This window comes from Saccharopolyspora rectivirgula DSM 43747 (genome assembly GCF_000497205.1).
Classification (GTDB): domain Bacteria; phylum Actinomycetota; class Actinomycetes; order Mycobacteriales; family Pseudonocardiaceae; genus Saccharopolyspora; species Saccharopolyspora rectivirgula.
Genome location: NZ_AYJW01000015.1, coordinates 38498 through 62586, shown reverse-complemented (window position 1 = coordinate 62586; position 24089 = coordinate 38498). Strand labels below are relative to the sequence as shown.

Below are 24089 nucleotides of genomic sequence, written 5' to 3'. Positions count from 1 at the left end.
GAGAGTAGGACACCGCCGACACACCAACCCACGATGGTGGCCCACCAGGAGTGATCCTGGTGGGCCACCACCCTATTCCCAAAAGGGAAACACCACCAAGCACCAGCTATTCGTTGTTCCAGTCGTGAAATCCCGCGCACAGCACCGTTTTCCCGCGCTCCGCTTTTCTGTCCACAGTGTTCTGCTGTTGTTTCGGGCCGGCTCGGTGTTTCGCGATTTGCTGCTCGTGGCTTCCGCGCATCGTGTTCTTCTTGGCGCGCAACAGGTTTCACGCTGCCGGTGAAGGATTTCGGCGTGGTGCTGGTGGAACAGCTCGGGCCGCCCCTCGCGGCAGTGGTGCGGGAAGGGTGAGGGACGGCCGGATTGCGCCTCACTGAGCGGTTTTGCGGCGGAGCAGTTCGAAGCACACCACAGCTGCAGCACTGGCCACGTTGATCGATTCCACTCCGCCTTGCATCGGGATGGAGATCGACTGGTGAACCTGGGCGCGGACGTCGTCCGACAGGCCGGAGGTTTCGCTGCCGAGCACGAACACCGCGCGGGAGGGCAGTTCAGCGGAGAAGATGCTCTCCGGGGCGTTCGCCTCCAGCGCGTACAACGGGTATCCGGCTTCGGTGAGCAGTTCGGCGGCGTCGCCCGCGGTCCGCGTCCGCAGCACGGGGGCGTGGAAGGCCACCCCGGCGGAGGCTTTCACCACGAGCGGGTCGAGGCTGGCGACCCCGCGGTGCGGCACCACGATTCCGTCCATTCCCGCCGCGGTGGCGGTTCGCAAGATCATGCCGACGTTCGCCGGTGTGGTCAAACCATCCAGCAGCAGGATCGTCTGCGGGGCCCGCTTGGGATCCTCCAGCGCGTCCACCAGGGGACGCATTTGGCGGGCGACCACGTCCGCAACCACCCCCTGGTCGTGCCGACCGTTGCCGGACAGCACCTTCACCCGGTGCGCACTGGCGTGCTGCACCGGGACGGCTCGGTCAGCCGCCATTTCCCGGATCTCCTCGATCGCGGGACCACGTGTTCCTTCGGCGATCACGACCTTGTCCACGCGCAGGCTGTAGTCGCTCAGCGCTTCCAAAACCGGCTTGCGGCCGTAGACGGTGACGAAACGATCCTTGGGGGAAATATTGCCGGTCACCGCTCAAGTGTCACATGGCGCTGCTTCGTCCCGCGGCCAAGGGCTTCGCTGTGTCAGGATGCGGTCATGCCCGATCGCCTCTCCGCAGTCGACGCGTCGTTCCTGTACCTGGAAGACGACACCACGCCGATGCACGTCGGTGGTGTGGCGATTTTCCGCAGCCAGCGCAGCGGCCTGGACTACGACAAGGTCCTCTCCCTCATCGATCGGCGGCTCAACTTGGTGCCCCGCTACCGGCAGCGGGTGCTGCAGGTTCCGGGCCGGTTGGCCCGCCCGGTGTGGGTCGACGACCAGGACTTCGATCTCACCTACCACGTGCGCCGGTCGGCCCTGCCGAGACCGGGCAATGATGAACAGCTGCACGAACTGGTTGCCCGGTTGATGTCCCGCAAGCTCGACCAGAGCCGGCCGTTGTGGGAGATCTACCTGGTGGAGGGGCTGTCCCGCAATCGCACCGCGGTGATCACCAAAACCCACCAGGCCATGATCGACGGCATCGCCGCGGTCGACATCGCCCAGATGATCCTGGACACCGAGCGGGACTCGGAGGTCGCCGAGGGGGATGTGCTGTGGATGCCGCGGCCGCAGCCGGGCACGGTGCAGCTGTTGGCCGATGCGGCGGCCGATGCCGTTCAGCGGCCCGGGGAGATCGTGGAGAACGCCAGGGCGACGTTGGCGGACGTGACCGCGACCGCCCGCAAGGTCAGCCGGGCGCTGGACGGGGTGGTGTCCGCGTTGCGCGCGGCGGTTTTCCCCGCCCCCAGCGGTCCGTTGAACTCCCCCACTTCCGCTCAGCGCCGGTTCGCGGTGGCCCGGGCCAAGCTCGACGACCTCCGCGCGATCCGGCGCGGGAACACGGCGACCATCAACGACGTGGTGCTGGCGATAGTGACCACGGCGCTGCGGAATTGGCTGCTGTCCCGGGGCGAGGTCGTCAACCTGGGCACCACGGTGCGGGCGATGGTCCCGGTGTCGGTGCGTTCCGGTGATGCCGAGAGCAGGCGGTCTTATTCGGAAACCGGCACGCTCCCGCCCGATGCGGTGGGGAACAAGGTGTCGGCGTTCTTCGTGGACTTGCCCGTGGGCGAGGGCAACCCGATGGTTCGCCTGCAACAGGTGAGCCACGCGATGCGGGCGCACTACGAGTCCGGGGATTCAGTGGCCGCGGACGCGCTGGTGCGGTTGTCCGGATTCGCCCCGCCGACGCTGCACGCGCTGGGGGCCCGGGTGGCCAACCAGTTCTCGGACCGGCTGTTCAACGTGCTGGTGACCAACGTGCCCGGCCCGCAGGTGCCGATGTACGCGGCGGGGGCGAAGATGATGGAGATGTTCCCGGTCGTACCGCTGGCGAAGAACCAGTCACTGTCGATCGGTGTCACCTCCTACGACGGTGGCGTGTACTTCGGGTTGAACGCTGACCGGGTGGCGATGCCGGATGTGAACGTGCTGGCGGCGATGATCGGAGAAGCGGTGGACGAGATGATCGGGACGGTCAACGCATGAGGATTTACCTGCCCGCGACGCTGAATATGCTGCGCGCACTGGTGGAGGAGAAGCAGTTACAGCCCGTCAGTGGAACTGCTTTCGCCTTGACGCCGGCGTTGCGCGAGTCCTATGCCAGCGGGGACACCGAAGAACTGGAGTACGCGGCGATGCGGGAGGCGGCTCGCGCGTCCCTGCGGCTGCTCGCCTCCGATTTGGCCGGGGGTGAGAAACCGGAGTTGCGCAGGGTGGTGGTGGCCGCTGATGTGTCGGATGTGACGCTCCGGCCGGATCTCGACCACGCGGTGGTGCGGGTTGCTGGGCCGGTGCGGTGGAAGCAGTTGGCTTCGGTGCACGTGGATGTCGCGGACGCGGAGGAGGCGGTGCGGGCGGCGGCCGATGTGATCGATGCCGCTGATCTCGGCGACCCGGATGCCGAGTTCGCCTTGGGGGAGGTCGAGGACCACGAACTGGCCTGGTACGCCCCGCAGGAAATCCCGTTCTTGCTCGAACTGATGTGAGCCCGGGGCCGCCCGGCCCCGGGCTTGCCGCGTCAGTTGGGCATCGACGGCGTGTTCATCTCCTGGACCTGGTCGGCCGGGGGCTCGGTGATCTGCACCGGCGCGCCCCAGTCGCTGTAGGTCATGGTGACGGTGGTTTCCGGGATCTCCCGGCCCATGACGTTCATCGCCGGGTTGACCGCCTCGGCTTTGACCGGGAGGCCGTCCTCGCCGATCCACAGCGTCGACTTCAGTTCCGTGACCCCGTTGTCCAGCAGGAGCTGGTAGGAGTTCTTGGCGGCTTCCGACTCGGCCTCGGCCGCCGCCTGCTGCACGTCGGTGACCAGCTCGTAGCGCACGGTGTTCTGGCCGTCGACCTGCTCTTCGGTGCTGTTGGCGATGGTGGTGCCGGACCCCACCACCTCGTTCAGGTCGGTCAGGGACCCCAACTCGTCGTACTGCTGCTCCATGGGGTTCTCGCCGCCGGTGCGCAGCCATTCCTTGCTCGGGTCACCGGCGATGCGGGCCAGTTCCGGCGACTTGATGTACGTGCCGTTGTCGGTGATCACGACTTCTTGGACTTCACTGGTGCACGCCATGAGCCCGGAGTTGAAGTCCACCTGGCATTCCATGCCGGGCTGCGAGTTGGCTTCCCAGGTGACCTTCGCCGTGCCCTTCTCGCTGCCCTTGGTCACGATGGTGTTGGCCAGCTCTTGGGCGTCGGTGAACTGCTGGAGGCCCGAGCTGTTCTCGCTCTGCCCGGAGTCGGGGGTCGGGGAGCTGCTGGAGTCCTGACCACAAGCGGTCAGTGCCGCGGCGAGCGCGGCAGCGGAGAGCGCAAGCACAGTGCGACGCACGTCTGCTTCCTTCCCATGGTCGGTCGATCATTTGGAAGGTAGCAACGCGGTGTGCCCCGCATGGTCGAATTGGGAAAAATGGCTACCGGGGCGGCGGTGCTTGCGGGAGGTCTTGCAGGACGCCCACCTCGTCCGCCGGCGGGGTGTTGATCTCCACCGGTGCTCCCCAGTTCCGGTAGGTGGTGGTGACCGCCACTTCGCCGGCTTGCGCCACTTCGTCCTGGGCGGCGAACCGCACCGGGAGCCCGGAGCCGTCCACCCACAACTGGTAGCCGAGTTCGCGTTTCCCGGAGTGCAGCGCGTTGCGGAAGCGGGCGCGCTGCTGGGGATCGGGTGCGATCTCCGCTGCTCGGGCGGTGATGATGCGCAGGTCGTAGCGGGTGGTGGGGAGTCCGTTGACCTGGTCGGGAGCGCTGTGGTGGATGCGGGTGGCCGCTTCCACCCCGCTGAACGTGGTGCGGGGGTCGACGGCTTCCCGCAGCTGCTGCAGCGCCGGGCTCAGCAGGCGGGCGCCGAAGTCGTTGCCGCCCGGGACGATCTTCACCCACGGCTTGGCGGGGTCCGGGGAGGCCAGCGGGGTGGCGAGGTAGCCAACGTTGTCCACCATGGACAGCTGGATGGGTTGGGGCGGTTGGTGGCCGTTGGGGGTCGTGTGCCCGCGCAGGGTGAGCTCGGTCCCCGAGCGGGTGTAGTTCATCGCACCGGCGGCCTGCACCCGGCCCACCAGGCCGAGACTGCCCTGGATTTCGCTGTGCGCCGCGCCTTGTTGTTCGATCCGCTGGATCACCTCGGTGAGCAGCTCGGTGGCCGGCGGCCGCAGGTCCGGGCGCGCGGCTTCCGCGCTGGAGGGGCGGGGCGGCGCTGGATCGGGTGCGTGACCGCTGCAGCCAGCGAGCAGTGCGACGAGCAGCACGAGCAGGCCGGTGCGGAATGGGTGCATGCGCCAGCTCCTCGACAAGGGGCCCAGAACTGAATCTCCACGCTAACAACGCATGCGGCTCGGCACCGGTTGGAAGCCCTCGGCAGAGTGAATCAGGTGTCGTCCAGGCCAGCTCGGGAGCGCAGCAGCCGGCGCAGGGCTGCCAGGCGTTGCGGACTGCCCGCTTCCGCGGCGTAGGTGTCCAGGTAGCAGTCCGGGTCCTGGTCGCCGCCCAGGTGCCCGCAGTTGGGCGGGCACTCCTCGGCGGCTTCGGCGAAGCCTTCGAACACGGCGATCACGTCGTCCGGGGTGACGTGGGCCAGGCCGAAGGACCTGATCCCGGGGGTGTCCACCACCCAGCCGCCCTGCGGCAGCGGCAGCGCGACCGCGGAGGTGGAGGTGTGGCGGCCTTTGCCGATCGCGCTCACCTCGCCGATCTCCCGGTCCGCTTCCGGGACCAACCGGTTGACCAAAGTGGACTTCCCGACTCCGGAGTGGCCGATGAGCGCCGACACCCGGCCGGTCAACCACTCCCGCAGTTCGTCCGGTTCGGCGTCTAACCGGGTCACCGTGACCGGGAGGTCCAGCGAGGCGTACTCGTCCAGCCACTCCCCGGGGGCGGCCAGGTCGGCCTTGGTCAGGCACAGCAGTGGCGACAGGCCGCCCGCGTAGGCGGCCACCAGGCAGCGGTCGATGAACCCGGGGCGCGGCGGCGGGTCCGCCAACGCGGTCACGATCACCAGTTGTTCGGCGTTGGCCACCACCACCCGCTCGTACGGGTCGGTGTCGTCGGCGGTGCGGCGCAGCACGCTGGTGCGTTCGGCGACCCGGACGATGCGGGCCAGCGTGTCCGGGCGGCCGGACACGTCGCCGACCAGCCCCACCCGGTCGCCGACGACGATGGGGGTGCGGCCCAGTTCCTTGGCCCGCATCGCCACCACTCGCCGCTCGGGGTCGTCGCCCAACGCGCACGTCCAGCGGCCGCGGTCGACCGCGATCACCATCGCTTCGACCGCGTTCTCGTGCTTGGGGCGGCGTTTGCTGCGTGGTCGGCTGCCCCGGCGTCCTGGACGTACTCGCACATCCGATTCGTCAAGGTCGTGCCAGCCACGCCGGGCCATCAACGCACCTCCGCCAGCATGCCGTTCCACATCGCCGGGAAGTCGGGGAGCGTTTTCGACGTGGTCGCGATGTCCTCCACCTGCACCCCGGGCACGCGCAGGCCCAGGATCGCGCCCGCGGTCGCCATCCGGTGGTCGGCGTAGGAGTGCCACACCCCGCCGGTGAGCTCGCCCGGTTCGATCAGCAGCCCGTCCTCGGTCTGGCTGACCGCGGCGCCCAACCGGTTGAGCTCCCGCTCCAGCGCGGCCAGCCGGTCCGTTTCGTGGCCCCGCAGGTGCGCGATGCCGCGCAGCTGGGAGCGGCCGTCGGCCAGCGCCGCCAGCGCCGCCACGGTGGGGGTGAGTTCGCCGACCTCGTGCAGGTCCAAGTCGACCGGCAGCAGCCGGTCGGGGCCGGTCACGGTCAGGCCCACCTCGTCCAGCCGCACCTGGGCGCCCATCTCGGTGAGGATGTCGCGGATGGCGTCCCCGGCCTGCGTGGTCTGCCGGGGCCACCCGGGGATGGTGACGGTGCCGCCGGTGACCGCGGCCGCGGCCAGGAACGGGGTGGCGTTGGACAGGTCGGGTTCGACGTCGAGGTCGAGGGGGCGGATGCTGCCGGGTTCCACCCGCCACGTGTCCGGCTGGCCGTCGTCCACCTGCACCCCGGCGTCCCGCAGCATCGCCACGGTCATCGCGATGTGCGGTTGGGAAGGCACCGGTTTCCCGCTGTGCCGCACGGTGATCCCGCGCTCGAACCACGCCCCGGACAGCAGCAGCCCGGACACGAACTGCGAGGACGCGGAGGCGTCGATGGTGACTTCCCCACCGGGCAGACCACCGGTGCCGCGGACCTCGAACGGCAGCGCGTTGCCGGTGATGTCGGCTCCCAAGCCGCGCAAGGCGTCCAGCACCGCCCCCAGGGGCCGTTCCCTGGCCCGGGGGTCGCCGTCGAAGGACACCCGCCCCTTGCCCAGGGCCGCCACCGGCGGCACGAACCGCATCACCGTGCCGGCCAGCCCGCAGTCCACCTCCGCGGGCCCGCCCAGCGGGCCGGGGATGACCTGCCACGAGCCGTCCGAGCCGGTGGTGATGGCGCAGCCCAGGGCGCGCAGGGCAGCGGCCATCAGCTCGGTGTCCCTGCTGCGCAGTGGGCGGCGCAGCACCGAAGGACCATCGGCCAGCGCGGCGAGCACCAGCGCCCGGTTGGTGATCGACTTGGAGCCGGGCACGGTGACCGTCGCACGTACCGCGCCGGATGCCACAGGAGCGGGCCAGAGCTGAGTCATACTGCAATGATCCCGCATCCGCCCAGCTAGTTTCACCATTGGGGGCGCTGGGGGCTTTGCGGGTGGTGCGGGAGCTGGTCACCATGGAGCCACGGCTGCCCGGTTCTAGGGAAGGGGCGGGTATGTGCGGCAGGTACGCCCTGGGCAAAGGGGCCCGGGAAATCGCGGCTGAATTCGCCGCGCTGGACGCCACCGGTGGTGCGGCCGCCGGTGTGGACTTCAACATCGCGCCCACCAAACCGGTGCTCAGCGTGCTCTCCGAGGGCGAGCAGGAGGCGCAGCGGCAGGTCCGGGTGATGCGCTGGGGCCTGGTTCCGCACTGGGCGTCGGACCCGAAGATCGGCAGCCGCATGATCAACGCCAAAGCCGAGACGGTCACCGAGAAACCCGCGTTCCGCAGCGCGATCAAGCGCACCCGCTGCCTGCTGCCGGCCGACGGCTGGTACGAGTGGAAGCGCGAGGGCACCCGCAAGCAGCCGTGCTACATGAGCTTGCCCGGGGGGCGTTCGCTGGCGCTGGCCGGGATCTACAGCACGTGGCGCGACCCCGACGATCCGGAGGCCCCGCCGCTGGTCACCTGCTCGGTGCTGACCACCGCAGCGGTGGGGCGGTTGGCCGACATCCACCACCGGATGCCGCTGGTGCTGCCCGAGCAGGCCTGGGACGCCTGGCTGGATCCGGGCCTGGCCGAGGTGAGCGGGCTGTTGAGCCCCGATGCGGAACTGGTCGGCGCGCTGGAGGTGCGCCCGGTGTCCACCGCGGTCAACAGCGTCCGCAACAACGGCCCGCACCTGGTGGAGCCGCTGGCCGAGCAGGCCGGCAACTAGCGCCGGGCGCAGCCGTCGGTCGAGGTGTTAGCTTCGGTTCCCGGTCGTGGGCAGGAATCCCGGAAGTGGGGGCGTGATGTGCGGGCGCTATGTCGTCGCTTCGGAGCCGGTGCAGCTCGCCGAGCGGTTCGCCGCGGTTGATCGCACCGATGGCGCGGTTCGCGTCGACTACAACGTCACCCCGACCAAGACCGTGCCGATCGTGGTGGAGCGCGGTGGGCAGCGCACCATCCGCCCGGTGCGCTGGGGGTTGATCCCCACGTGGGCCAAGCAGGCCGACAGCGGTCCGCCGTTGATCAACGCTCGCGCCGAGACGCTCACCAGCAAGCCCTCCTTCGCCGAGTCCGCGGCCCGGCGCCGCTGCTTGATGCCCGCGACCGGTTGGTACGAGTGGCGGCCTGACGACTCCCGGAGGCAGCCTTTCCTGTGCACCCGGTCGGACGGTGCCGAGTTGGCCATGGCCGCGGTGTTCTCCGCCTGGTTGCCGCCCGGGGAGCGGCAGCCGCTGGTGACGTGCGCGGTGGTGACCACCGAGGCGTTCGGTGAACTGGCCGATGTGCACCCGCGGATGCCGCTGGTGCTGCCGGCCAGTCGCTGGGGGGAGTGGCTGGACCAGCAGCGCACCGAGGTCACCGGGCTGCTCGAGCCCGACCCGGCGGTGTACCGGGCGCTGGAAATCCGTCCCGTCTCCACCGAGGTGAACAACATGCGCAACAACCATCCGGGGCTGCTGGAGCGGGTGGAGCCGGCTCCGGAACCCGCTGAGCAGGCGGTGCTGTTCGGGTCATGACCAGGTACGAGATCGACACCCCGTTCGGCCCGGCGCGGGCCGAGGTGCACTTGGCGGACGAGGGGCGGGCCGCGCTGCTGCTGGGCCACGGGGCCGGTGGTGGTGTCACCGCGCCGGACCTGGTGGCGGCGGCCCGGATCGCGGCGGCCGAGGACGTGCACGTCGCGTTGATCGAGCAGCCCTACCGGGTGGCGGGGCGCCGGGCTCCCGCCCCGGCCCACCAGCTGGACGCGGCGTGGCTGGCGGTGGTCGAGGACCTGGGGGAGCGGTGGTTCCGGGACGTGCCGTTGATCTTCGGCGGCCGTTCTTCGGGGGCCCGGGTGGCGTGCCGGACCGCGGACGCGGGCGCTGCTTCGGCGGTGCTGTGCCTGGCGTTCCCGGTGCACCCGCCGGGCAAGCCGGAGAAGTCCCGGATGGGCGAGCTGGACGCGTTGGACATCCCGGTGCTGGTGGTGCAGGGGGAGCGGGACGCGTTCGGCCGACCGGATCCCACGCACAACCGGGAGGTCGTGCTGGTGCCCGGTGACCACTCGTTGAAGGCGGGGGTGGACGAGGTCGCGCGGGCGGTCGCCGACTGGTTGGACCGGGTGCTGCGGTTGATCGAGTGACTACTCGGCGGTGATGCGGGCGGTTTCGGCGCCCGCCACCTGGACCAGGTCGGCCGGGGCCAGTTCGATCTGCAGGCCGCGGCGGCCCGCGCTGCAGAACACGGTGCTGAAGTCGTGCACCGAGGTGTCGACGACCACGGGCAGGCGCTTCTTCAGCCCGAGCGGGGAGATGCCGCCGGTCACGTAGCCGGTGGCCCGTTCCGCGGTTGCCGGGTCGGCGAGCTTGGCCTTCTTGCCGCCGCGGGCGCTGGCCAGCGCCTTGAGGTCAAGTTGCGCGGACACCGGCAGCACGGCGACGGTGAGCTCGCCGTCCACCTCGGCCACCAGGGTTTTGAACACGCGTTGGGGTGGTTGCCCGAGCGCTTCCGCGGCTTCCAGCCCGTAGGACCCGGTGCTCGGATCGTGTTCGTAGGGGTGCAGTGCGTGAGCGATCCCACGTCTGGCGGCCAGCGCGGTCGCTGGCGTGCCCTTTCCTGCCACGTCACCGGAGTCTAACGGGGAATTCCGCGGTGGGGCTGGAATGAGCGGGCCGGTCGTCGCGTTGCACGGGTCGTGATGGAACCGACGAACACGTGCGTACTGGACCGCCCAGGCAATTCCCGGGCTGCTGAGCCCGGTGCGCGCAGCGCTACCCGGGTACCCTCGGAGCTGGGCCATGCGCAGGACCGCATGGGTTCGTCGCCTACCCTCTCCTCGAGGCGGCGGGAAAGGAGCCAGGTGCCTAGCACCTCAAAGCATTCTGGCAGTACCGCGCAAGCCGACCGCAGCAGCGAGCTCCCGCGGGACGCGGGCGGTTCGCCGCCGGACGACGGTGCTGTTCAGGAAACCGCCGAGGAACGGGCCGCCAGGTTCGAGCGCGACGCGATGCCCCTGTTGGACCAGCTCTACGGGGCGGCGTTGCGGATGACCCGCAATGCTCAGGACGCCGAAGACCTGGTGCAGGAGACCTACCTGAAGGCTTTCTCGGCGTTCAAGAGCTTCAAGCAGGGAACCAACCTCAAGGCTTGGCTGTACCGCATCCTCACCAACACCTACATCAACGGCTACCGCAAGCGGCAGCGGCAGCCCCAACAGCAGCCGACCGAGGAAATCGCGGACTGGCAGCTCGCCCAGGCCGAGAACCACACCTCCAGCGGGCTGCGCTCGGCTGAGGTGGAAGCCCTGGACCGGCTGCCGGACAGCGACGTCAAGCAGGCGTTGCAGCAGCTGGCCGAAGAATTCCGCATGGTCGTCTACCTGGCGGATGTGGAAGGATTCGCCTACAAGGAAATCGCCGAGATCATGGGCACGCCGATCGGCACCGTGATGTCGCGATTGCACCGCGGCCGTCGCCAGCTGCGGGAAATGCTTACCGATGTCGCCCGGGAGCGGGGGTTCTTGCGGGAGAACAAGCCGGAGGTGAGCGCGTCATGAGCCGTGAACATGACGACGCCTCTTGTGAGGACGTGCTCTCCGAGGTGTGGCTGTTCCTGGACAACGAGTGCGACCCGCAGCGGCGGGCAGCGGTCCAGCGGCACCTCGACGGGTGCGGGAGCTGTTTGGAGCGCTACGGCATCGAAGAGCACCTCAAAGCGCTGCTGCACCGCAAGTGCGGTGGGGAGCACGCCCCGGAGCAGTTGCGGGAGAGGCTGCGCGAGTCGATTCGTCGAGCGGTGCTGGAGAACACCGATCTTCCGGTGAACGCGGAGAAGACCGCCACCGACTGAACGTCAACGCAGAACGGCCCCGGGCTCGGAAGTTCCAGCCCGGGGCCGTTCTGCGGCTGAGCCCGGTTCAGGCACCGGGACGCTTGCCGTGGTTGGCCTTGTTCTTCCGGCGGTCCTTCTTCTTACGGGCCCGCTTACCCATGGCGTCTCCCTCTGGTTTGGCTTGTACGACCAGCGTCTTCGACCGAGGGTGGGGCATCCGCGCCGCCCGGTCAGGCTGGGATTTTTCAACTTCCCAGTCTGACATGCCCGGTACCCGGGGAGTGGGGGTGGTTGGGGTCGTGGTTTCCTTATCCAGGGCTTGCCGGCCGTGGACTGAGGAGGGAGCGGTATGGCCGAGGAGATCCGTGCCGAGATAGTCGCCAACGTGATGACGGTTTCGGTTGCCGAGGGAGACTCGGTCAGCGACGGTGACTCCCTGGTGATGCTGGAGTCCATGAAAATGGAGATTCCGGTGCTCTCCGAGGTCGCCGGCACAGTTCGCAAGGTAGCGGTCAAGCCGGGGGACGTGGTCCGGGAAGGTGACTTGATCGCGGTTGTGGAGTGAGTCCCGGGCCGTTAGGAGTGGACTTTGTCCACGCTGAGTGATCTGCTCGCCGAGCACACCAGGCTGTCCGACACCGAGGCGGACCACTTGCAGCTGGTGGTGGCGGAGTGGCAGCTGCTGTCGGACTTGTCGTTCGCGGATTTCCTGCTGTGGGTGCCGGTGGGGCCGGAGTCCTCTCCCGGGGACGAGTTCTTGTGCGTGGCCCAGGCGCGGCCGACGACCGCCCCGACGGCGCACCCGGAGGACGTGGTCGGCAGTGTGGTCACTCCGTGGGAGCACCCGCAACTGCGGCGGGCGATGGTGGACGGGCGGATCTGCCGCGAGGAGGACCCGCGCTGGCACCTGGGGGTTCCGGTGCGCCGGGAGACCATCCCGGTGCTGTTCAACGGGAAGATCATCGCGGTGCTCAGCCGGGACACCAACCTGGCGGTGCCGCGGGTGCCGAGTCCGCTGGAGATCTCCTACCTGGGCAGCGCGGCCGACCTGTGCCAGATGATCGCCGACGGCACGTTCCCCACGCCCGAGCCGGCTCCCGACGTGCACACCTCGCCCCGCGTGGGGGACGGGTTGATCCGGTTGGACAGCGCTGGGGCGGTGGTGTTCGCCAGCCCGAACGCCTTGTCGGCGTACCACCGGATGGGGCATTCGGCTGATCTGGTGGGGGCCCAGTTGGCTCCGCTGACCCGGTCCCTGTTGAACGACCCGTTCGACGCGGAGGAGGTGGCGCAGCGCATCCGCAGCGCGCTCAACGGGCAGCCGAGCATGCGGATCGAGGCGGATGCGCGGGGCGCGACCGTGCTGTTCCGGGCGTTGCCGCTGCGTCCGCGCGGGCAGGCGGCCGGTGCGCTGGTGCTGGTGCGGGACGTCACCGAGGTCAAGCGGCGGGACCGGGCGCTGCTGTCCAAGGACGCCACCATCCGGGAAATCCACCATCGGGTGAAGAACAACCTGCAGACGGTGGCGGCGTTGCTGCGGTTGCAGTCGCGGCGGACGCAGAACAGCGAGGCTCGGCTCGCGCTGGACGAGTCGGTTCGGCGGGTCACCTCGATCGCCTTGGTGCACGAGACGTTGTCGATGTCGGTGGACGAGCGGGTCGCCCTCGACGACGTGATCGATCGGGTGATCCCGATGATGAGCGATGTGGCGGCCGCGGAGACCGGGGTGAAGGTCCGGCGGGAGGGCCGGTTCGGGGTGGTGTCGGCCGAGCAGGCCACGCCGCTGGTGATGGTGCTCACCGAGCTGGTGCAGAACGCTTTCGAGCACGCCTTCCCCGAAGGCCAGGGCGGGGAAGTGGTGGTGCAGGCGGAGCGTTCGGTGCGCTGGCTCGACGTCGTCATCCGGGATGACGGTCGCGGCTTGCCCAAGGGTTTCTCCCTGGAGCGCACCGAACGCCTCGGCCTGCAGATCGTTCGGACTCTGGTGGAGTCCGAACTGCGAGGATCGTTGAGTTTGCGCAACCGCAGTCAGCAGCGCGGCACCGAGGCGGTGTTGCGGGTTCCACTGAAGTACCGGCGGTGACGCGGTAGCGCGGGTGCGTCGATGTCTCGTGGCACGCCTGAACGGGATGGCGTGCCGGCGGCCGGCCAGCCGGTTCCGGTGCCTGCAGCGCGGGGGTGAGGCTGTTCCGGTTCCGGCATCGACGCTGGCCGGCCGGGCGGGTTTTGGGGGTTTTCTCGGTCAGTTGCGAGAGCCGTTCGGCTTTTCACGCCAGAACGTTGGGGTGGGGCCGACCAGGACGGGGATCGTGGTCGGCCCGTCGTGCTGCGGTGGACCGGCTCAGATGCGAGCCCGGGTCCGGGCGGTGCGGCGCTTGAGCGCGCGCCGCTCGTCCTCGCTGAGGCCACCCCAGACGCCAGCGTCCTGACCGGTTTCCAGCGCCCAAGCCAGGCACTCGGAAGCTACCGGGCAGCGGTGGCAAACGGCTTTCGCCTCGGCGATCTGCAACAGCGCGGGACCGCTGTTTCCGACGGGGAAGAACAGTTCGGGGTCCTCGTCACGGCAAACCGCACGGTGGCGCCAGTCCATTGTTCCTTGCTCCTCGCTAGGCACGCTGAGCGTGCCGGTTGTTGTTTCGGGGTGTTTGTGAATGCTTTCACGGAGTCCGTGTCGCTTGTGAATGCTTTCACGAACTTCCGCGATGTCAAGAGGACGATCTACTGTCGTGAGCGAACTCACTCAAAAGATCGAAACCGCTTGACCGGGGGATTTAGGGGGTTGCTGCTGGAACAGGCGGGGTTGGCTTGTCAGCAGCGAAATGCATCCGTTACGGGAAGGTTATGCGGCGACGCGGAGAGCGGTCGGGACCGCGCGGAAGTGGATCTCCGAACGCTCGCCCAAGCAATCGCCGTCAACCTGCCAGCGCAACGGCCGCTGACAGATTACGCGTACGTGCCCCGCGTTCGCACGTCTAATTGACTTTGCGCCGCGCAATTTCGCACTTCCGCGTAACAGGTCGGCTACGTGTTGCAACATTACATGAGGTGTGAGGCTGCGCAGGGCGAGCAGACCCAAACCGTTGTCGAAACCGGTCTGCGGGCTCAACCGCACCGGGCGGGGCCCCAGATAGGTCCACGGATCGGTGTTGGCCACGAAAACGCTGTACAGGCCGTCGACCGCCGGCTCGCCGTCGATCTCCAGCGCCATCGGCGGGTCCTGGCGGGCGAACTGGAAGTAGCCCTGCAGCGCCGCTCGTGCGTACCGGGCGGACGTGGCGGAGCGCCCCGCGCGGCGCGCCTGCTCCACGCGAGCCACAGCCTCCGCGTCCAACCCGACACCGGCGTTGAAGGTGAACCACCTGTCGTCGGCCCGGCCCAACCCGACCCAGCGGAACCGGCGGTGCGTCACCGCCTGCAGCAACTGGTGGGTGGCCTCCACCGGGTCCTTGGACAGGCCGAGAGCGCGGGCGAAGACGTTGGCCAGCCCGCCGGGAACCACCCCGAGCGCCGGCATGTCCGGATCACCCGGGCGAGACGCCTCCAGCAGGCCGTTGACGACCTCGTTGACGGTGCCGTCCCCGCCGTGCGCGATCACCAGGTCCGCGCCGTCGGCCACCGCTGTTCTGGCCGCGTCCGCGGCGTGGCCGCGATAGCAGACCTCGACGACATCCAGCTTCAACTCGCTTGCCAGGGCATGCGCCAACACATCCCGGCCCGCGGCAGTCGTGGACGTCGCCTGCGGGTTGACCACCAGAACGGCACGCACACCCGCAGCCTAGGCCAGGATGCTTACCGGCCGGTAAAGGACCTGCTTCCGGCCGGGTCAGCACTATTCGGTTGTCGCTGCCCGCCGACCGCGCAACGCGCTCGGCCCACGGCAAGCAGTCGTCCGCCACCGGTGCGGACGGCCGGCTGAAACACCACCCGCGCGGTGCGCCGAGCCGCTGAACCAGCACCACCCGCCGACCGCACCCGGTGCGCAACCCCGGAACGCACCCGGCTGCCCGCGGTCGACGTCGGGCGGACAGTGGCGGTGGACACCCCGAAAATCCACCGATACCGGTTTACCAGCTGTTAAACGATCATGAACCCCGGCCCCCGGGCAAGGTATGCGGCGTTCGGGCGGTATTACCATCGAAGGCGTACACGCTCAGTGACCAAACCGGGTTGGGAAAGGCGTTGACGCCGTGACGACCGCAGCCACCCCGCGCAGTGTGCGCATCGCAGGGCTCATCACCACGCTCCAGGCCGTCGCGGGGCTGCTGTTCGTCACCGCGCTGCTGATCCGCGGAACCACCGGCGACCTCGGCGGGGTCGGCACCCTCAACCGCGCCAGCACCTTCGGCGAAGCCGGCTACTACGGGCTGCTGTCCGCCGGTGTGCTGGCCGCCGGGATCGGCCTGCTCAACGGCAAGCACTGGGCCCGCACCCCGTCGTTGCTGCTGCAGCTGCTGCTGCTGGGCACCGCCTGGTACGCCTTCGGGCCCTCCGGGCAGCCGCTGATCGCCCTGGTGCTGGCCGCGCCGGCGGTGGCCGTGCTGTACCTGCTGTTCAACCGGGAAGGCCGGCAGTGGGCGTTCGAAGCGGACCTGGCCCCCGACGCCGAGCCCGCGAACGAGCAGCAGCGCAAACCTAGGAGCTGAACTCCCGCAGCGCGTCCCCGGTGAGCCGCCACACCGTCCACTCGTCCATCGGCACCGCGCCCGCCGCCTTGTAGAAGCCGATGGCCGGCTCGTTCCAGTTCAGCACCGACCACTCCAGGCGCGCGTACCCGCGCTCGACGCACTCCCGCGCCAGCGCCTGCAACAGCGCCTTGCCGTGGCCGGCGCCGCGGTGCTCCGGCCGCACGAACAAGTCCTCCAAGTGGATGCCGTGCACGCCCTCCCACGTGGAGAAGTTCAGGAACCACAGGGCGAACCCCACCGGTTCCCCGGCGTGCTCGGCCACGTGGCCGAACAAGGCCGGTTGGGGCGCGAACAGCGCCCGGTGCAGCTGCTCCTCGGTGAGGTGGCAGCTGTCCGGTTCCTTCTCGTAGCGGGCCAGTTCGTGCACCATCTCCACCACGGCCGGCACATCGCTCTCCCGCACCCGGCGAATCATGCGAACACCTCCCGGAAGATCGTCGCGGGGAAAGTAAACCAGGCGGGAAGCGCTCACCCCTGCTGCCACGGGGCCACGTTGGCCCGCACGACCTGCGGCACCTGCCGTTCGTAGCCGAGCACCGCGATCGCGGCCGGCTCCAAGGCGAAGTGCACTCCCCGCTGCACCGGGAGCCCCAGCCAGCGGGCGATCAAGCACCGGCTGAAGTGCCCGTGCCCCACCAGCACCACGTCCCGGTCGGCCTCCCGAACCCGCTGCAGCACCTCGTCGGCCCGCTGCTGCACCTGCTCGGCGGACTCCCCGCCGGGGCAGGAGTGCGTCCACACCGTCCAGCCCGGTTGCTGCTGGCGGATCTGGTCGGTGGTCAGGCCCTCGTAGTCGCCGTAGTCCCACTCGGCCAGCAGCGGCTCGGTGGTGATGTCGTCCAGCCCGGCCAGTTCGGCGGTGCGCCGGGCGCGTTGGCGGGGACTGGTCAAGGTCAGCAGAGGGCCGCCGGAGCGCAAGCCGGTCAGGGTTTGGCCGGCTTGGCGGGCCCGCAGTTCTCCTTCAACGGTGAGCGGCACGTCGGTGCGGCTGGTGTGGCGGCCGCTGTTGGACCACTCGGTGGCGCCGTGCCGCAGCACGTAGACCCAATGCTCAGCCATTTTCCGAGAGTAATCGCTCGGCCGGATTTTTTCGGGCGCCAGCTGCCCCAGGTGCGGGCTAGGGTGGGGTATTCGCGAACTGGGGGCGAGGATGGCTGTGACCGGACGCCGATGGTCGAGCTGGCGGCGAATGCGGATCAGCGGTTCGTCGATGCGACCCGCGTTGCGGGACCGGGACGTGGTGCTGGTGCTGTTGGGCGGTCGCCCCCGCCCCGGTGATGTGGTGCTGGTGCGCTGGGCGCAGCTGCCGGGCCGGTTGTCGGTGAAGCGGGCCGTGCGCCCGCAGCGCCCGGGCTGGTACGTCACCGGGGACAACCCGGGCAGTTCCGCCGACTCGCGGGAGATGGGCCCGGCCGAGGTGCTGGGGGTGGTCCGGTGGCGGCTGTGGCCGCGGCCGGGCCCGATCGGCTACCCGGCCTGCTGGCGCAGTTCCTCGTAGCGCGCCAAGCACTGCTGGTAGTCCGGCAGCAAGCCGGCCTGCTGGGCTTCGGCCAGGCTGGGGGCGGTGCGGTCCTTCTCCGACAGCACCGGTTCACCGGTCAGGTGCTCCTGCCACGGCAGGCCCAACTGCGGGTCCAGCGGGTTGATGCCGTGCTCGGCGGGCGGGTTGTAGGGCGTGGAGCACAGGTAGGACATCACCGTGTCGTCGGTGAGGGCGATGAACGCGTGCCCGAGGCCTTCGGCCAAGTACACGGCCCGGTACTCGGTGTCGTCCAGGCGGATCGCCTCCCAGCGGCCGAACGTGGGGGAGCCGACCCGGATGTCGACGACCACGTCGAGCAGCGCGCCCTTCGGGCAGTAGACGTACTTCGCCTGCCCGGGCGGCACGTCGGCGAAGTGCACGCCGCGGATGACGTTGCGGGCCGAAACGCTGTGGTTGGTCTGCGCGACCCGCAGCGGGTGCCCGAGGGCCTCGGCGAACACCGGCTCCTGGAACGGGGCGGTGAACAGCCCGCGGGAGTCCGGGAAGGTCTTCGGGGTGAATTCAACAGCTCCGGTGATTTCCAGCTGACGTACTTGCACGGGCGAAAGCCTAGGCGGATGTTGGCCAGCGGGTCGCTGCGCCGGGCGGCCGACCGTTCGCCGTTGGGCGAAGCTGTCGGGAACTTCCACGGCCGGTTAAAAAACGCGAGTTGTTTGTGACCCCGGTTGCTGACAGGGCTTGTCGGGGCTGCAAGACTGGGCGAACCGCAGCGTCCGCCGGGCCGCTGTCCGAACCAGGGCGGTCGGCTCCGGGAACAGGCGCACCGGCTGATCCCGCACGCTCAGGCAGTCGGTGTCGTCGGGCGGCTAAGCCGCCCGGTCGCCTGGCCGGGGGACCTGCCCCCGTGCCGCAGGCACATTCATCTGGAGGGACGCCGTGACCACCCTGAAAGACACCGCTCAAGGAATCGGTGCCGAGCTGACCAACGAAGAGATCTTCGCGGCCCACGAAGGCGGCAAGCTGTCCGCCGAAGTGACCGCGCCCCTGTCCACCGCGCGGGACCTGTCCATCGCCTACACCCCTGGTGTGGCGCAGGTCAGCAGGGCGATCGCCAGTGACAGCAGCCTTGCCGACCGCTACACCTGGACCCAGCAGCTGGTGGTGGTCGTCAGCGACGGCACAGCGGTGCTCGGGTTGGGCGACATCGGGCCGCGTGCTGCGCTTCCGGTGATGGAGGGCAAGTCGGCCCTGTTCAAGAAGTTCGCTGGGCTGAACTCCATTCCGCTGGTGCTGGACACCACCGACGTGGACGAGATCGTGGAGACCCTGGTTCGGCTGCGCCCGTCCTTCGGCGCGGTGAACCTGGAGGACGTTTCCGCGCCGCGCTGCTTCGAGCTGGAGCGCCGGCTGATCGAGGCCCTGGACTGCCCGGTGATGCACGACGACCAGCACGGCACCGCGATCGTGGTGCTGGCCGCGCTGCGCAACGCGTGCCGGATGGTCGGCCGGGAGCTGGGGTCGCTGCGGGTGGTGATCTCCGGTGCCGGCGCCGCCGGGGTGGCTTGCGCGAAGATCCTGCACTCGGCCGGGGTCGGGGAGATCGTGATGCTCGACTCCCGCGGCATCATCCACTCCGGGCGGGACAACCTCACCCCGGTGAAGCAGGAGATGACCGGCTTCACCAATCCGCGTCAGCTCACCGGTGGCGTCGCGGAGGCGCTGCGCGGTGCGGACGTGCTGATCGGGGTGTCGGCCGGGCAGATCCCGGAAGAAGCGGTCGCGCAGATGGCTGATGACGCGATCGTGTTCGCTCTGTCCAACCCGGACCCCGAAATTCACCCGGATGTGGCGCGGCGGCACGCTGCCGTGGTGGCCACCGGGCGCAGCGACTTCCCGAACCAGATCAACAACGTGCTGGCGTTCCCGGGCATCTTCAAGGGTGCTTTGGAGGCCGGTGCGCCGCGGATCACCGACGAGATGAAGCTGGCGGCTGCGGAAGCGATCGCCTCGGTCGCCGCCGAGGACCTGACCGCCGACTACATCGTGCCGAGCCCGCTGGACCCGCGGGTGGCGCCGACGGTCAGCGAAGCGGTCGCCCGGGCCGCTCGAGCTGAGGCCAGGCCCCGCGGATGAGGTAAAGAATTGTTCACGGTCGGGAGAGGAACCTCTCCCGACCGTTTTCATGTGGGCACTCTGGTTCTCGGTTGCGCAACACGCACGCGGCGCTGGGCCATCGGAGGCAGTGAACCCGAGGGATTTCCGCCGTCCGGGAATGCACCGTCACGGTGGGTATGGCTACGGTAAAGTCGCAACCAGATCTAATGTGTTATGGATCACCTGAATGTGCGTGGGTGGGGAGGGGCATCCGCGTCGCCATAAGGAGTGCAGTTGAGCAAGCGGGACCACGGGGGGACGCGGGCCTGGCACGCCGGCACCGGCGACCCGGCCGCGGAATTTCCGCTGCCCGCTCTGCCAGCCATGCTGAGCACGGCAGACGGCACGGTGGTGCGCGTCACCGAACAACTGCTGCGCCTGGCCGGGCAGTCCTCCCCGGAAGCCTTCACCGGCCGCAAGCTCTCCCACCTGCTGGTCCGCAAGGGCAACATCGCCCAGCTGGTCACCCCCGGCGGTCGACTACCGGTGCGCCTGGTCAGCTGGCCGCACGCCTACGACGAGGACCTGAACATCACCGTGCTGGTCGACATCTCCGACCTCACCGGAGAACAGCACCACGAGCCGGTGCGCGAAACCGAGCACTACCAACTGCAGCGGCTCCTCGCCACCCAGCGGATGGCCAAACTGGGCAGCTGGGCCTACTACCCGGAGACCGGCGAGTTCTACCTCAGCGAAGTGACGAAGGAGTTCTTCGCCGCCGCCGGCTACGAGCAGCCCGAAGACCCGCGCGACGCGGCCAACGCCGTCCACCCCGCTGACCGCCCGCTGATCGAGAAGTTCCTCGCCCAGCTGCGCGAAGCCGACCCCGACACCCAGGTCGAGCAGGAAATCCGCAGCCTCGACGGCAGCCGCATCTACCAGTGCACCGCCCGGGTGGAACGGGACCGGGCCGGCAACATCATCCGCGTGTTCGGCACCACCCAGGACATCACCGAACACCGGCAGCTGCAGAACCAGCTGCTCAACGAGCGCCGCAAACTCGAAGAAGCCCAGCGCATCGCCCACCTGGGCACCTGGGAATGGGAGCCGCTGCGCAAAACCTTCCTGCTCTCGCCGATGCTGCGGGAAGTGCTCGGGGAGAACCGCAGCCGCATCAGCTTCAACGACTACCTCAACCAAGTGCACCCGGACGACCGGGACTACGTGCGCAAAGCCTGGCGACCACTGGCCCAGCACCGCCAGCCGGTCGAAGTCGAACACCGCTACCTGCTCGCCGACGGGAGCGTGCGGCTGCTGCGCGTGCACGGGCAAGCCGTCTCCCACGGCGGGCACTGGACCGTGGTCGGCACCGCCCAGGACGTCACCGAGCAGCGCGCGGTGATCGCCCGCTTGCAGCGCACCACCCAGCGGTTCTCCGACCTGGTGGCGATCACCCCGGTCGGCATCGGGCTGTTCGACGCCAGCGGAGAACGCCTTGTCGACGCCAACAAGGCCCTGTGCGACCTGCTCGGCTACCAGATCGAAGAACTGCGCGGGATGAGCATCGGCGAACTCACCCACCCCGCCGAGCTGGAGCAGCGACTGCCCCGACCACCGCGCCAAGACCAACCGCACCGGGTGCTGCAGCGCATCATGCTGCGCTCCGACGGCGAACCCGTCTACTGCGAACTGCACGTGACGTTGTCGGTGCAAGACGACGGAACCCAGTTCTGGCTGGTGGCCTTCCAAGACATCACCGAACGCCGCCGCACCGCCGAAGCGCTCCGCTACCAAGCCACCCACGACGACCTGACCGGGCTGCCCAACCGGTCAGCGGTCAAAGACCTGCTCCGCCGGCTGTGGCAGTGGGCCGACACCCACAGCATCGCGGTGCTGTACTGCGACATCGACAACTTCAAACGCATCAACGACTCCCTCGGCCACGACGCCGGCGACGAACTGCTGGTCGCCCTGGCCAACCGGCTGGAAGAAGGCCTCCCACCGGGCTGCATCCCCGCCCGCATCTCCGGCGACGAATTCGTCATCATCTGCCAAGACCTCGAACCGGCCGGGGGCATCGACGAGCTGATCAGCCAAGTCGCCGCCCTCCTGCGCACCCCGGTGCCGGTCGGCGGGCAACTGCTGCGGGTCACCGCCTCCATCGGGGCGGCGATGCCCAACGGCGCGACCCGCCACGGCGAAGACCTGCTCCGGTTCGCCGACGCCGCCATGTACGAGGCCAAACAACGCGGCTCCGGCAAGATCACCATCGCCAGCCCCGACCTCATCGCCAACGCCAACCACCAGATGCAGCTGGAAGGGGAACTGCGCGAAGCCCTGCACTGGGACGAACTCGTGCTGCACTACCAGCCGGTGGTGGACAGCGACGGCTGGACCATCAGCGCGGAAGCCCTGCTGCGCTGGCAACACCCCGAACGCGGCTTCATCGGCCCCAACGTGTTCATCCCGGTGGCCGAACAAGGCGACCTGCTGCCGGACCTGGACCGCTGGGTGCTGCGCACCGCGCTCGCCGAAGCCCGCACCTGGCCCGCGGTGAACGGGAAACCGGTGCGCATCGCGGTCAACCTGGCCGGCCTCGTGCCCGGCACCCCCGGTTTCGTGGAAGCCATCACCGACATCATCAACGAGAGCGGCATCGACCAGGACCGCGTGGTGCTGGAACTGGTGGAAACCACCGTGGTCGACCTGCCCGCCCGGCCCCGCCGCGAAATGCGGGAACTCGGCCGGCAAGGGGTCCGGTTCGCCGTCGACGACTTCGGCACCGGCTACTCGTCCCTGGCACGGCTCAAAGACCTGCCCGCCCAGATCATCAAGATCGACCGCCGGTTCATCGCCGGCGTGGGCGACAGCGGACCCGACTACGCGGTGGCCCGCGCCGTGGTGGACATGACCCGGGCCATGGGGCGGGAGTGCGTCGCCGAAGGCGTGGAAACCCCCACCCAATTCCGCCTGCTGGCCGAAGCAGGAGCGCACGCCCACCAGGGCTGGCTGTTCTCCCCAGCAGTCCCCGCCGAAGAGTTCCGGCACCTGATGCGGCAGAACTTCCTGCAAACGGTCAAAGCCTGACCTGCCCCAACGCCCGCAGCACGTCCCGAACGCGGTGCCGGGGCAGATCGATCAACCGCAGCGACAGGTCCCGCGGGTGCGGTGCCCGCGCGCGAACCCGCTCCACCGCCTCCCGCTTCGACAGCGCACCACCGGCCTGCTCGATCAACGCTTCCCGCCACACGTTGCGCAACTTGCCGTGCGCCCGGCGCAGCACGAAACCCGCCGCCGAACCCGGCTCGCGCTCCTCGGCCACCACGACCGCGTGCTTGCGGTCCGGGCTGCTGCGGTGGAACCGCAACGCGTACTTGTCCGCCACCAACTCGGCCAACGCCCGCTGCCCGGCCTCCCCGGTGATGTCCGGGTGGTTGTTGTCCACCAAGAACACCGCCCGCGGCGAATTGGTCGCCAACAGCATCCGCAACAACCACGGCCCCGGATCCGCCCGCAAGTCGAACACCCCGGCCCGGTCGCCGCGCACCGGGCGCGACCAGTCCGGCGCGCGCAACGACTCCACCCGGCAGCCAGCCCGCTCACCAACCCCCGCCAGCAGCTCCGCGGACACCTCGCCCCGAGCCGACTCCACCGAATGCGGCCCGTGCGTGTAAATCCCGGTGCCCTGCCGCAACACGGTCCTGCGGGCGTTCGCGGTCGGCTGGCACACGTACAAGTCACTGCTGCTGCCGATGGCCTGCGCCCCGAAATAGCGGTTGAACCCCGGCAGCACCGCCTCGAACACCAACCCCAGCCGCAACAACTCCTGCTGCACCTTGTGCCCCAGCGCGGGAGTGCGCGGACTGAACCCGTAGGCGATCACCACCCGGCCACCGCCGTCCGCCAAGCACTCCACCGCCCGACTGGCGAACAACCCGATCCCCTCCGGGGTGTACGGCGGGTCGGTGATCACCACGTCCGCCGACTCCGCCACCCCCGCGGGCAACCCGAACCGCAGATCAGCGTGCAACGTGCACAGCTCGAACCCCTGCTCGGCCGACACCCGGTCCAGGTGCTGCAGGATCCGCTCGTCCACGTCCACCACGGTCACCGACGCCGACGGCACCAGCAGCTTCACCGCCAGCGACGTCAAATCGTGATCCCCCAAGCACACCACGCGGGCACCGGCCAAGTCGTAGTGCGCGCTGAGCCACTCCGCCCGGCGCAACACCGTCTCCGGCGTGGCGGTCACGTGGTCCAACGCCGCGTCCGGGGCCGGCCCGGACGCCACGAACGAGCGCAACAGCTCCAGCTGCGCACCCGTCCCCACCGGGGCGTCGAGCCCGTCGAGCGCGAACCTCTCCACGTACCGCGACGCGGCCCGCTCCGACAACCGGAAACCACCCGCCGCGGCCTCCACGTCCCCCTGCGCCGCCGCCAACAGCAGCTCCACGTCCCGCCGCGGCACCCCGGTCGAACGCACCAGCTCGTCCAACGGCCGCGCCCCACCGGCGGCCAGCAAACCCAGCACCTCCCGCAACCGGCGGGCGAGCACACCCGCCTGCCGCAACTGGTCCGCTACCGCGTCAATGGGCTCACTCATACGGGCTGTTCCGGTGCGCTGGGCTGTGC

The 24089-nt window shown here is 69.3% G+C and carries 27 protein-coding genes; 13 read left to right on the top strand and 14 right to left on the bottom strand.

Going from position 1 to position 24089, the window contains the following annotated elements:
- Nucleotides 1–106 precede the first annotated feature (106 nt).
- The gene (locus SREC43747_RS21270; protein WP_161631125.1) at nt 107–262 is read right to left on the bottom strand and encodes a hypothetical protein; all 156 of its coding nucleotides are present in this window, start codon (nt 260–262) and stop codon (nt 107–109) included.
- 108 nt (nt 263–370) lie between these two features.
- Nucleotides 371–1135 (bottom strand): TrmH family RNA methyltransferase, encoded by a 765-nt coding sequence (locus SREC43747_RS0106565; protein WP_029720357.1) that lies wholly within the window; start codon nt 1133–1135, stop codon nt 371–373.
- A gap of 66 nt (nt 1136–1201) precedes the next feature.
- Here SREC43747_RS0106565 and SREC43747_RS0106560 point away from each other — a divergent pair, with 66 nt between their 5' ends.
- Nucleotides 1202–2638, top strand: coding sequence for a WS/DGAT/MGAT family O-acyltransferase (locus SREC43747_RS0106560; protein ID WP_029720356.1), 1437 nt, complete (start codon nt 1202–1204; stop codon nt 2636–2638).
- Nucleotides 2635–3138 carry a DUF6912 family protein gene (locus SREC43747_RS0106555; protein ID WP_029720355.1) on the top strand — a complete coding sequence of 168 codons (504 nt, stop codon included), beginning with the start codon at nt 2635–2637 and terminating at the stop codon, nt 3136–3138. The genes SREC43747_RS0106560 and SREC43747_RS0106555 overlap by 4 nt, the downstream gene beginning before the upstream one ends.
- Nucleotides 3139–3170: 32 nt before the next feature.
- Here the strand turns inward: SREC43747_RS0106555 and SREC43747_RS0106550 are convergent, their stop codons facing one another.
- From SREC43747_RS0106550 to aroA, 4 genes are all read right to left on the bottom strand, one after another.
- Nucleotides 3171–3974, bottom strand: a complete 804-nt coding sequence (locus tag SREC43747_RS0106550) for an SCO4651 family lipoprotein (protein ID WP_152528333.1) — start codon at nt 3972–3974, stop codon at nt 3171–3173.
- 82 nt (nt 3975–4056) lie between these two features.
- Nucleotides 4057–4914 (bottom strand): SCO4651 family lipoprotein, encoded by an 858-nt coding sequence (locus SREC43747_RS0106545; protein ID WP_029720353.1) that lies wholly within the window; start codon nt 4912–4914, stop codon nt 4057–4059.
- A gap of 92 nt (nt 4915–5006) precedes the next feature.
- Nucleotides 5007–6014 carry a ribosome small subunit-dependent GTPase A gene (rsgA, locus tag SREC43747_RS0106540; RefSeq protein ID WP_029720352.1) on the bottom strand — a complete coding sequence of 336 codons (1008 nt, stop codon included), beginning with the start codon at nt 6012–6014 and terminating at the stop codon, nt 5007–5009.
- On the bottom strand, nt 6014–7282 hold the full coding sequence (aroA, locus tag SREC43747_RS0106535) for a 3-phosphoshikimate 1-carboxyvinyltransferase (RefSeq protein ID WP_029720351.1): 1269 nt from the start codon (nt 7280–7282) through the stop codon (nt 6014–6016). The genes rsgA and aroA overlap by 1 nt, the downstream gene beginning before the upstream one ends.
- Nucleotides 7283–7404: 122 nt before the next feature.
- Between aroA and SREC43747_RS0106530 the strand changes: the two genes are divergently transcribed.
- The 3 genes from SREC43747_RS0106530 (at nt 7405) to SREC43747_RS0106520 (ending at nt 9507) form a co-directional block, all read left to right on the top strand.
- Nucleotides 7405–8109: an SOS response-associated peptidase gene (locus tag SREC43747_RS0106530; protein WP_029720350.1), complete on the top strand. Its 705-nt coding sequence runs from the start codon at nt 7405–7407 to the stop codon at nt 8107–8109.
- Between the two features lie 76 nt (nt 8110–8185).
- The gene (locus SREC43747_RS0106525; protein WP_029720349.1) at nt 8186–8899 is read left to right on the top strand and encodes an SOS response-associated peptidase; all 714 of its coding nucleotides are present in this window, start codon (nt 8186–8188) and stop codon (nt 8897–8899) included.
- Nucleotides 8896–9507: an alpha/beta hydrolase family protein gene (locus SREC43747_RS0106520; protein WP_029720348.1), complete on the top strand. Its 612-nt coding sequence runs from the start codon at nt 8896–8898 to the stop codon at nt 9505–9507. Before SREC43747_RS0106525 ends, SREC43747_RS0106520 begins: the two co-directional genes overlap by 4 nt.
- Here SREC43747_RS0106520 and ybaK read toward each other — a convergent pair whose 3' ends face one another.
- Nucleotides 9508–9987, bottom strand: a complete 480-nt coding sequence (ybaK, locus tag SREC43747_RS0106515) for a Cys-tRNA(Pro) deacylase (RefSeq protein WP_029720347.1) — start codon at nt 9985–9987, stop codon at nt 9508–9510.
- Nucleotides 9988–10224: 237 nt separating this feature from the next.
- Here ybaK and SREC43747_RS0106510 point away from each other — a divergent pair, with 237 nt between their 5' ends.
- Together SREC43747_RS0106510 and rsrA are read left to right on the top strand one after the other, a co-directional pair.
- A complete protein-coding gene (locus SREC43747_RS0106510; protein ID WP_029720346.1) occupies nt 10225–10920 on the top strand; it encodes a sigma-70 family RNA polymerase sigma factor in 696 nt (231 codons plus the stop codon).
- Complete coding sequence (gene rsrA, locus SREC43747_RS0106505; protein ID WP_029720345.1) at nt 10917–11213, top strand: mycothiol system anti-sigma-R factor; 297 nt, start codon at nt 10917–10919, stop codon at nt 11211–11213. The genes SREC43747_RS0106510 and rsrA overlap by 4 nt, the downstream gene beginning before the upstream one ends.
- Nucleotides 11214–11280: 67 nt before the next feature.
- On the opposite strand, the gene SREC43747_RS22330 is transcribed toward rsrA, so the two are convergent.
- Nucleotides 11281–11355 (bottom strand): 50S ribosomal protein bL37, encoded by a 75-nt coding sequence (locus tag SREC43747_RS22330; RefSeq protein ID WP_380760052.1) that lies wholly within the window; start codon nt 11353–11355, stop codon nt 11281–11283.
- 189 nt (nt 11356–11544) lie between these two features.
- On the opposite strand from SREC43747_RS22330, the gene SREC43747_RS0106500 reads away from it, so the two are divergent.
- Entirely contained in the window at nt 11545–11760 is a 216-nt protein-coding gene (locus SREC43747_RS0106500) for a biotin/lipoyl-binding carrier protein (RefSeq protein ID WP_029720344.1), read from the top strand.
- A 24-nt stretch (nt 11761–11784) separates the two neighbouring features.
- Nucleotides 11785–13278: a sensor histidine kinase gene (locus tag SREC43747_RS0106495; protein WP_029720343.1), complete on the top strand. Its 1494-nt coding sequence runs from the start codon at nt 11785–11787 to the stop codon at nt 13276–13278.
- Nucleotides 13279–13536: 258 nt separating this feature from the next.
- Here the strand turns inward: SREC43747_RS0106495 and SREC43747_RS0106490 are convergent, their stop codons facing one another.
- A complete protein-coding gene (locus SREC43747_RS0106490) occupies nt 13537–13785 on the bottom strand; it encodes a WhiB family transcriptional regulator (RefSeq protein ID WP_029720342.1) in 249 nt (82 codons plus the stop codon).
- Between the two features lie 249 nt (nt 13786–14034).
- A complete protein-coding gene (locus SREC43747_RS0106485) occupies nt 14035–14961 on the bottom strand; it encodes a diacylglycerol/lipid kinase family protein (RefSeq protein WP_029720341.1) in 927 nt (308 codons plus the stop codon).
- Between the two features lie 421 nt (nt 14962–15382).
- Here SREC43747_RS0106485 and SREC43747_RS0106480 point away from each other — a divergent pair, with 421 nt between their 5' ends.
- Nucleotides 15383–15838 (top strand): hypothetical protein, encoded by a 456-nt coding sequence (locus SREC43747_RS0106480; RefSeq protein ID WP_051387771.1) that lies wholly within the window; start codon nt 15383–15385, stop codon nt 15836–15838.
- Here SREC43747_RS0106480 and SREC43747_RS0106475 read toward each other — a convergent pair.
- Entirely contained in the window at nt 15828–16295 is a 468-nt protein-coding gene (locus SREC43747_RS0106475) for a GNAT family N-acetyltransferase (protein WP_029720339.1), read from the bottom strand. The two genes, SREC43747_RS0106480 and SREC43747_RS0106475, sit on opposite strands and share 11 nt — an antisense overlap.
- Nucleotides 16296–16348: 53 nt before the next feature.
- Entirely contained in the window at nt 16349–16939 is a 591-nt protein-coding gene (locus tag SREC43747_RS0106470; RefSeq protein WP_029720338.1) for an acid phosphatase, read from the bottom strand.
- Nucleotides 16940–17030: 91 nt separating this feature from the next.
- On the opposite strand from SREC43747_RS0106470, the gene SREC43747_RS0106465 reads away from it, so the two are divergent.
- Nucleotides 17031–17378 carry a S26 family signal peptidase gene (locus tag SREC43747_RS0106465; RefSeq protein WP_029720337.1) on the top strand — a complete coding sequence of 116 codons (348 nt, stop codon included), beginning with the start codon at nt 17031–17033 and terminating at the stop codon, nt 17376–17378.
- Here the strand turns inward: SREC43747_RS0106465 and SREC43747_RS0106460 are convergent.
- Nucleotides 17348–17962 carry a dTDP-4-dehydrorhamnose 3,5-epimerase family protein gene (locus SREC43747_RS0106460; protein ID WP_029720336.1) on the bottom strand — a complete coding sequence of 205 codons (615 nt, stop codon included), beginning with the start codon at nt 17960–17962 and terminating at the stop codon, nt 17348–17350. The genes SREC43747_RS0106465 and SREC43747_RS0106460 overlap by 31 nt on opposite strands.
- A gap of 337 nt (nt 17963–18299) precedes the next feature.
- On the opposite strand from SREC43747_RS0106460, the gene SREC43747_RS0106455 reads away from it, so the two are divergent.
- On the top strand, nt 18300–19496 hold the full coding sequence (locus tag SREC43747_RS0106455) for an NAD(P)-dependent malic enzyme (RefSeq protein WP_037331473.1): 1197 nt from the start codon (nt 18300–18302) through the stop codon (nt 19494–19496).
- A gap of 255 nt (nt 19497–19751) precedes the next feature.
- Nucleotides 19752–22544: a bifunctional diguanylate cyclase/phosphodiesterase gene (locus SREC43747_RS0106450; protein WP_236623057.1), complete on the top strand. Its 2793-nt coding sequence runs from the start codon at nt 19752–19754 to the stop codon at nt 22542–22544.
- Here SREC43747_RS0106450 and SREC43747_RS0106445 read toward each other — a convergent pair.
- Entirely contained in the window at nt 22534–24060 is a 1527-nt protein-coding gene (locus tag SREC43747_RS0106445) for a bis-aminopropyl spermidine synthase family protein (protein ID WP_236623056.1), read from the bottom strand. The genes SREC43747_RS0106450 and SREC43747_RS0106445 overlap by 11 nt on opposite strands.
- Nucleotides 24061–24089: the final 29 nt, after the last annotated feature.

Coding starts and splice junctions, on each gene's coding strand:
- SREC43747_RS0106560 (WP_029720356.1), top strand. CDS start 1,202: ATGCCCGATCGCCTCTCCGCAGTCGACGCGTCGTTCCTGTACCTGGAA.
- SREC43747_RS0106555 (WP_029720355.1), top strand. CDS start 2,635: ATGAGGATTTACCTGCCCGCGACGCTGAATATGCTGCGCGCACTGGTG.
- SREC43747_RS0106545 (WP_029720353.1), bottom strand. CDS start 4,914: ATGCACCCATTCCGCACCGGCCTGCTCGTGCTGCTCGTCGCACTGCTC.
- rsgA (WP_029720352.1), bottom strand. CDS start 6,014: ATGGCCCGGCGTGGCTGGCACGACCTTGACGAATCGGATGTGCGAGTA.
- aroA (WP_029720351.1), bottom strand. CDS start 7,282: ATGACTCAGCTCTGGCCCGCTCCTGTGGCATCCGGCGCGGTACGTGCG.
- SREC43747_RS0106530 (WP_029720350.1), top strand. CDS start 7,405: ATGTGCGGCAGGTACGCCCTGGGCAAAGGGGCCCGGGAAATCGCGGCT.
- SREC43747_RS0106525 (WP_029720349.1), top strand. CDS start 8,186: ATGTGCGGGCGCTATGTCGTCGCTTCGGAGCCGGTGCAGCTCGCCGAG.
- SREC43747_RS0106520 (WP_029720348.1), top strand. CDS start 8,896: ATGACCAGGTACGAGATCGACACCCCGTTCGGCCCGGCGCGGGCCGAG.
- rsrA (WP_029720345.1), top strand. CDS start 10,917: ATGAGCCGTGAACATGACGACGCCTCTTGTGAGGACGTGCTCTCCGAG.
- SREC43747_RS0106500 (WP_029720344.1), top strand. CDS start 11,545: ATGGCCGAGGAGATCCGTGCCGAGATAGTCGCCAACGTGATGACGGTT.
- SREC43747_RS0106490 (WP_029720342.1), bottom strand. CDS start 13,785: ATGGACTGGCGCCACCGTGCGGTTTGCCGTGACGAGGACCCCGAACTG.
- SREC43747_RS0106475 (WP_029720339.1), bottom strand. CDS start 16,295: ATGATTCGCCGGGTGCGGGAGAGCGATGTGCCGGCCGTGGTGGAGATG.
- SREC43747_RS0106470 (WP_029720338.1), bottom strand. CDS start 16,939: ATGGCTGAGCATTGGGTCTACGTGCTGCGGCACGGCGCCACCGAGTGG.
- SREC43747_RS0106465 (WP_029720337.1), top strand. CDS start 17,031: ATGGCTGTGACCGGACGCCGATGGTCGAGCTGGCGGCGAATGCGGATC.
- SREC43747_RS0106445 (WP_236623056.1), bottom strand. CDS start 24,060: ATGAGTGAGCCCATTGACGCGGTAGCGGACCAGTTGCGGCAGGCGGGT.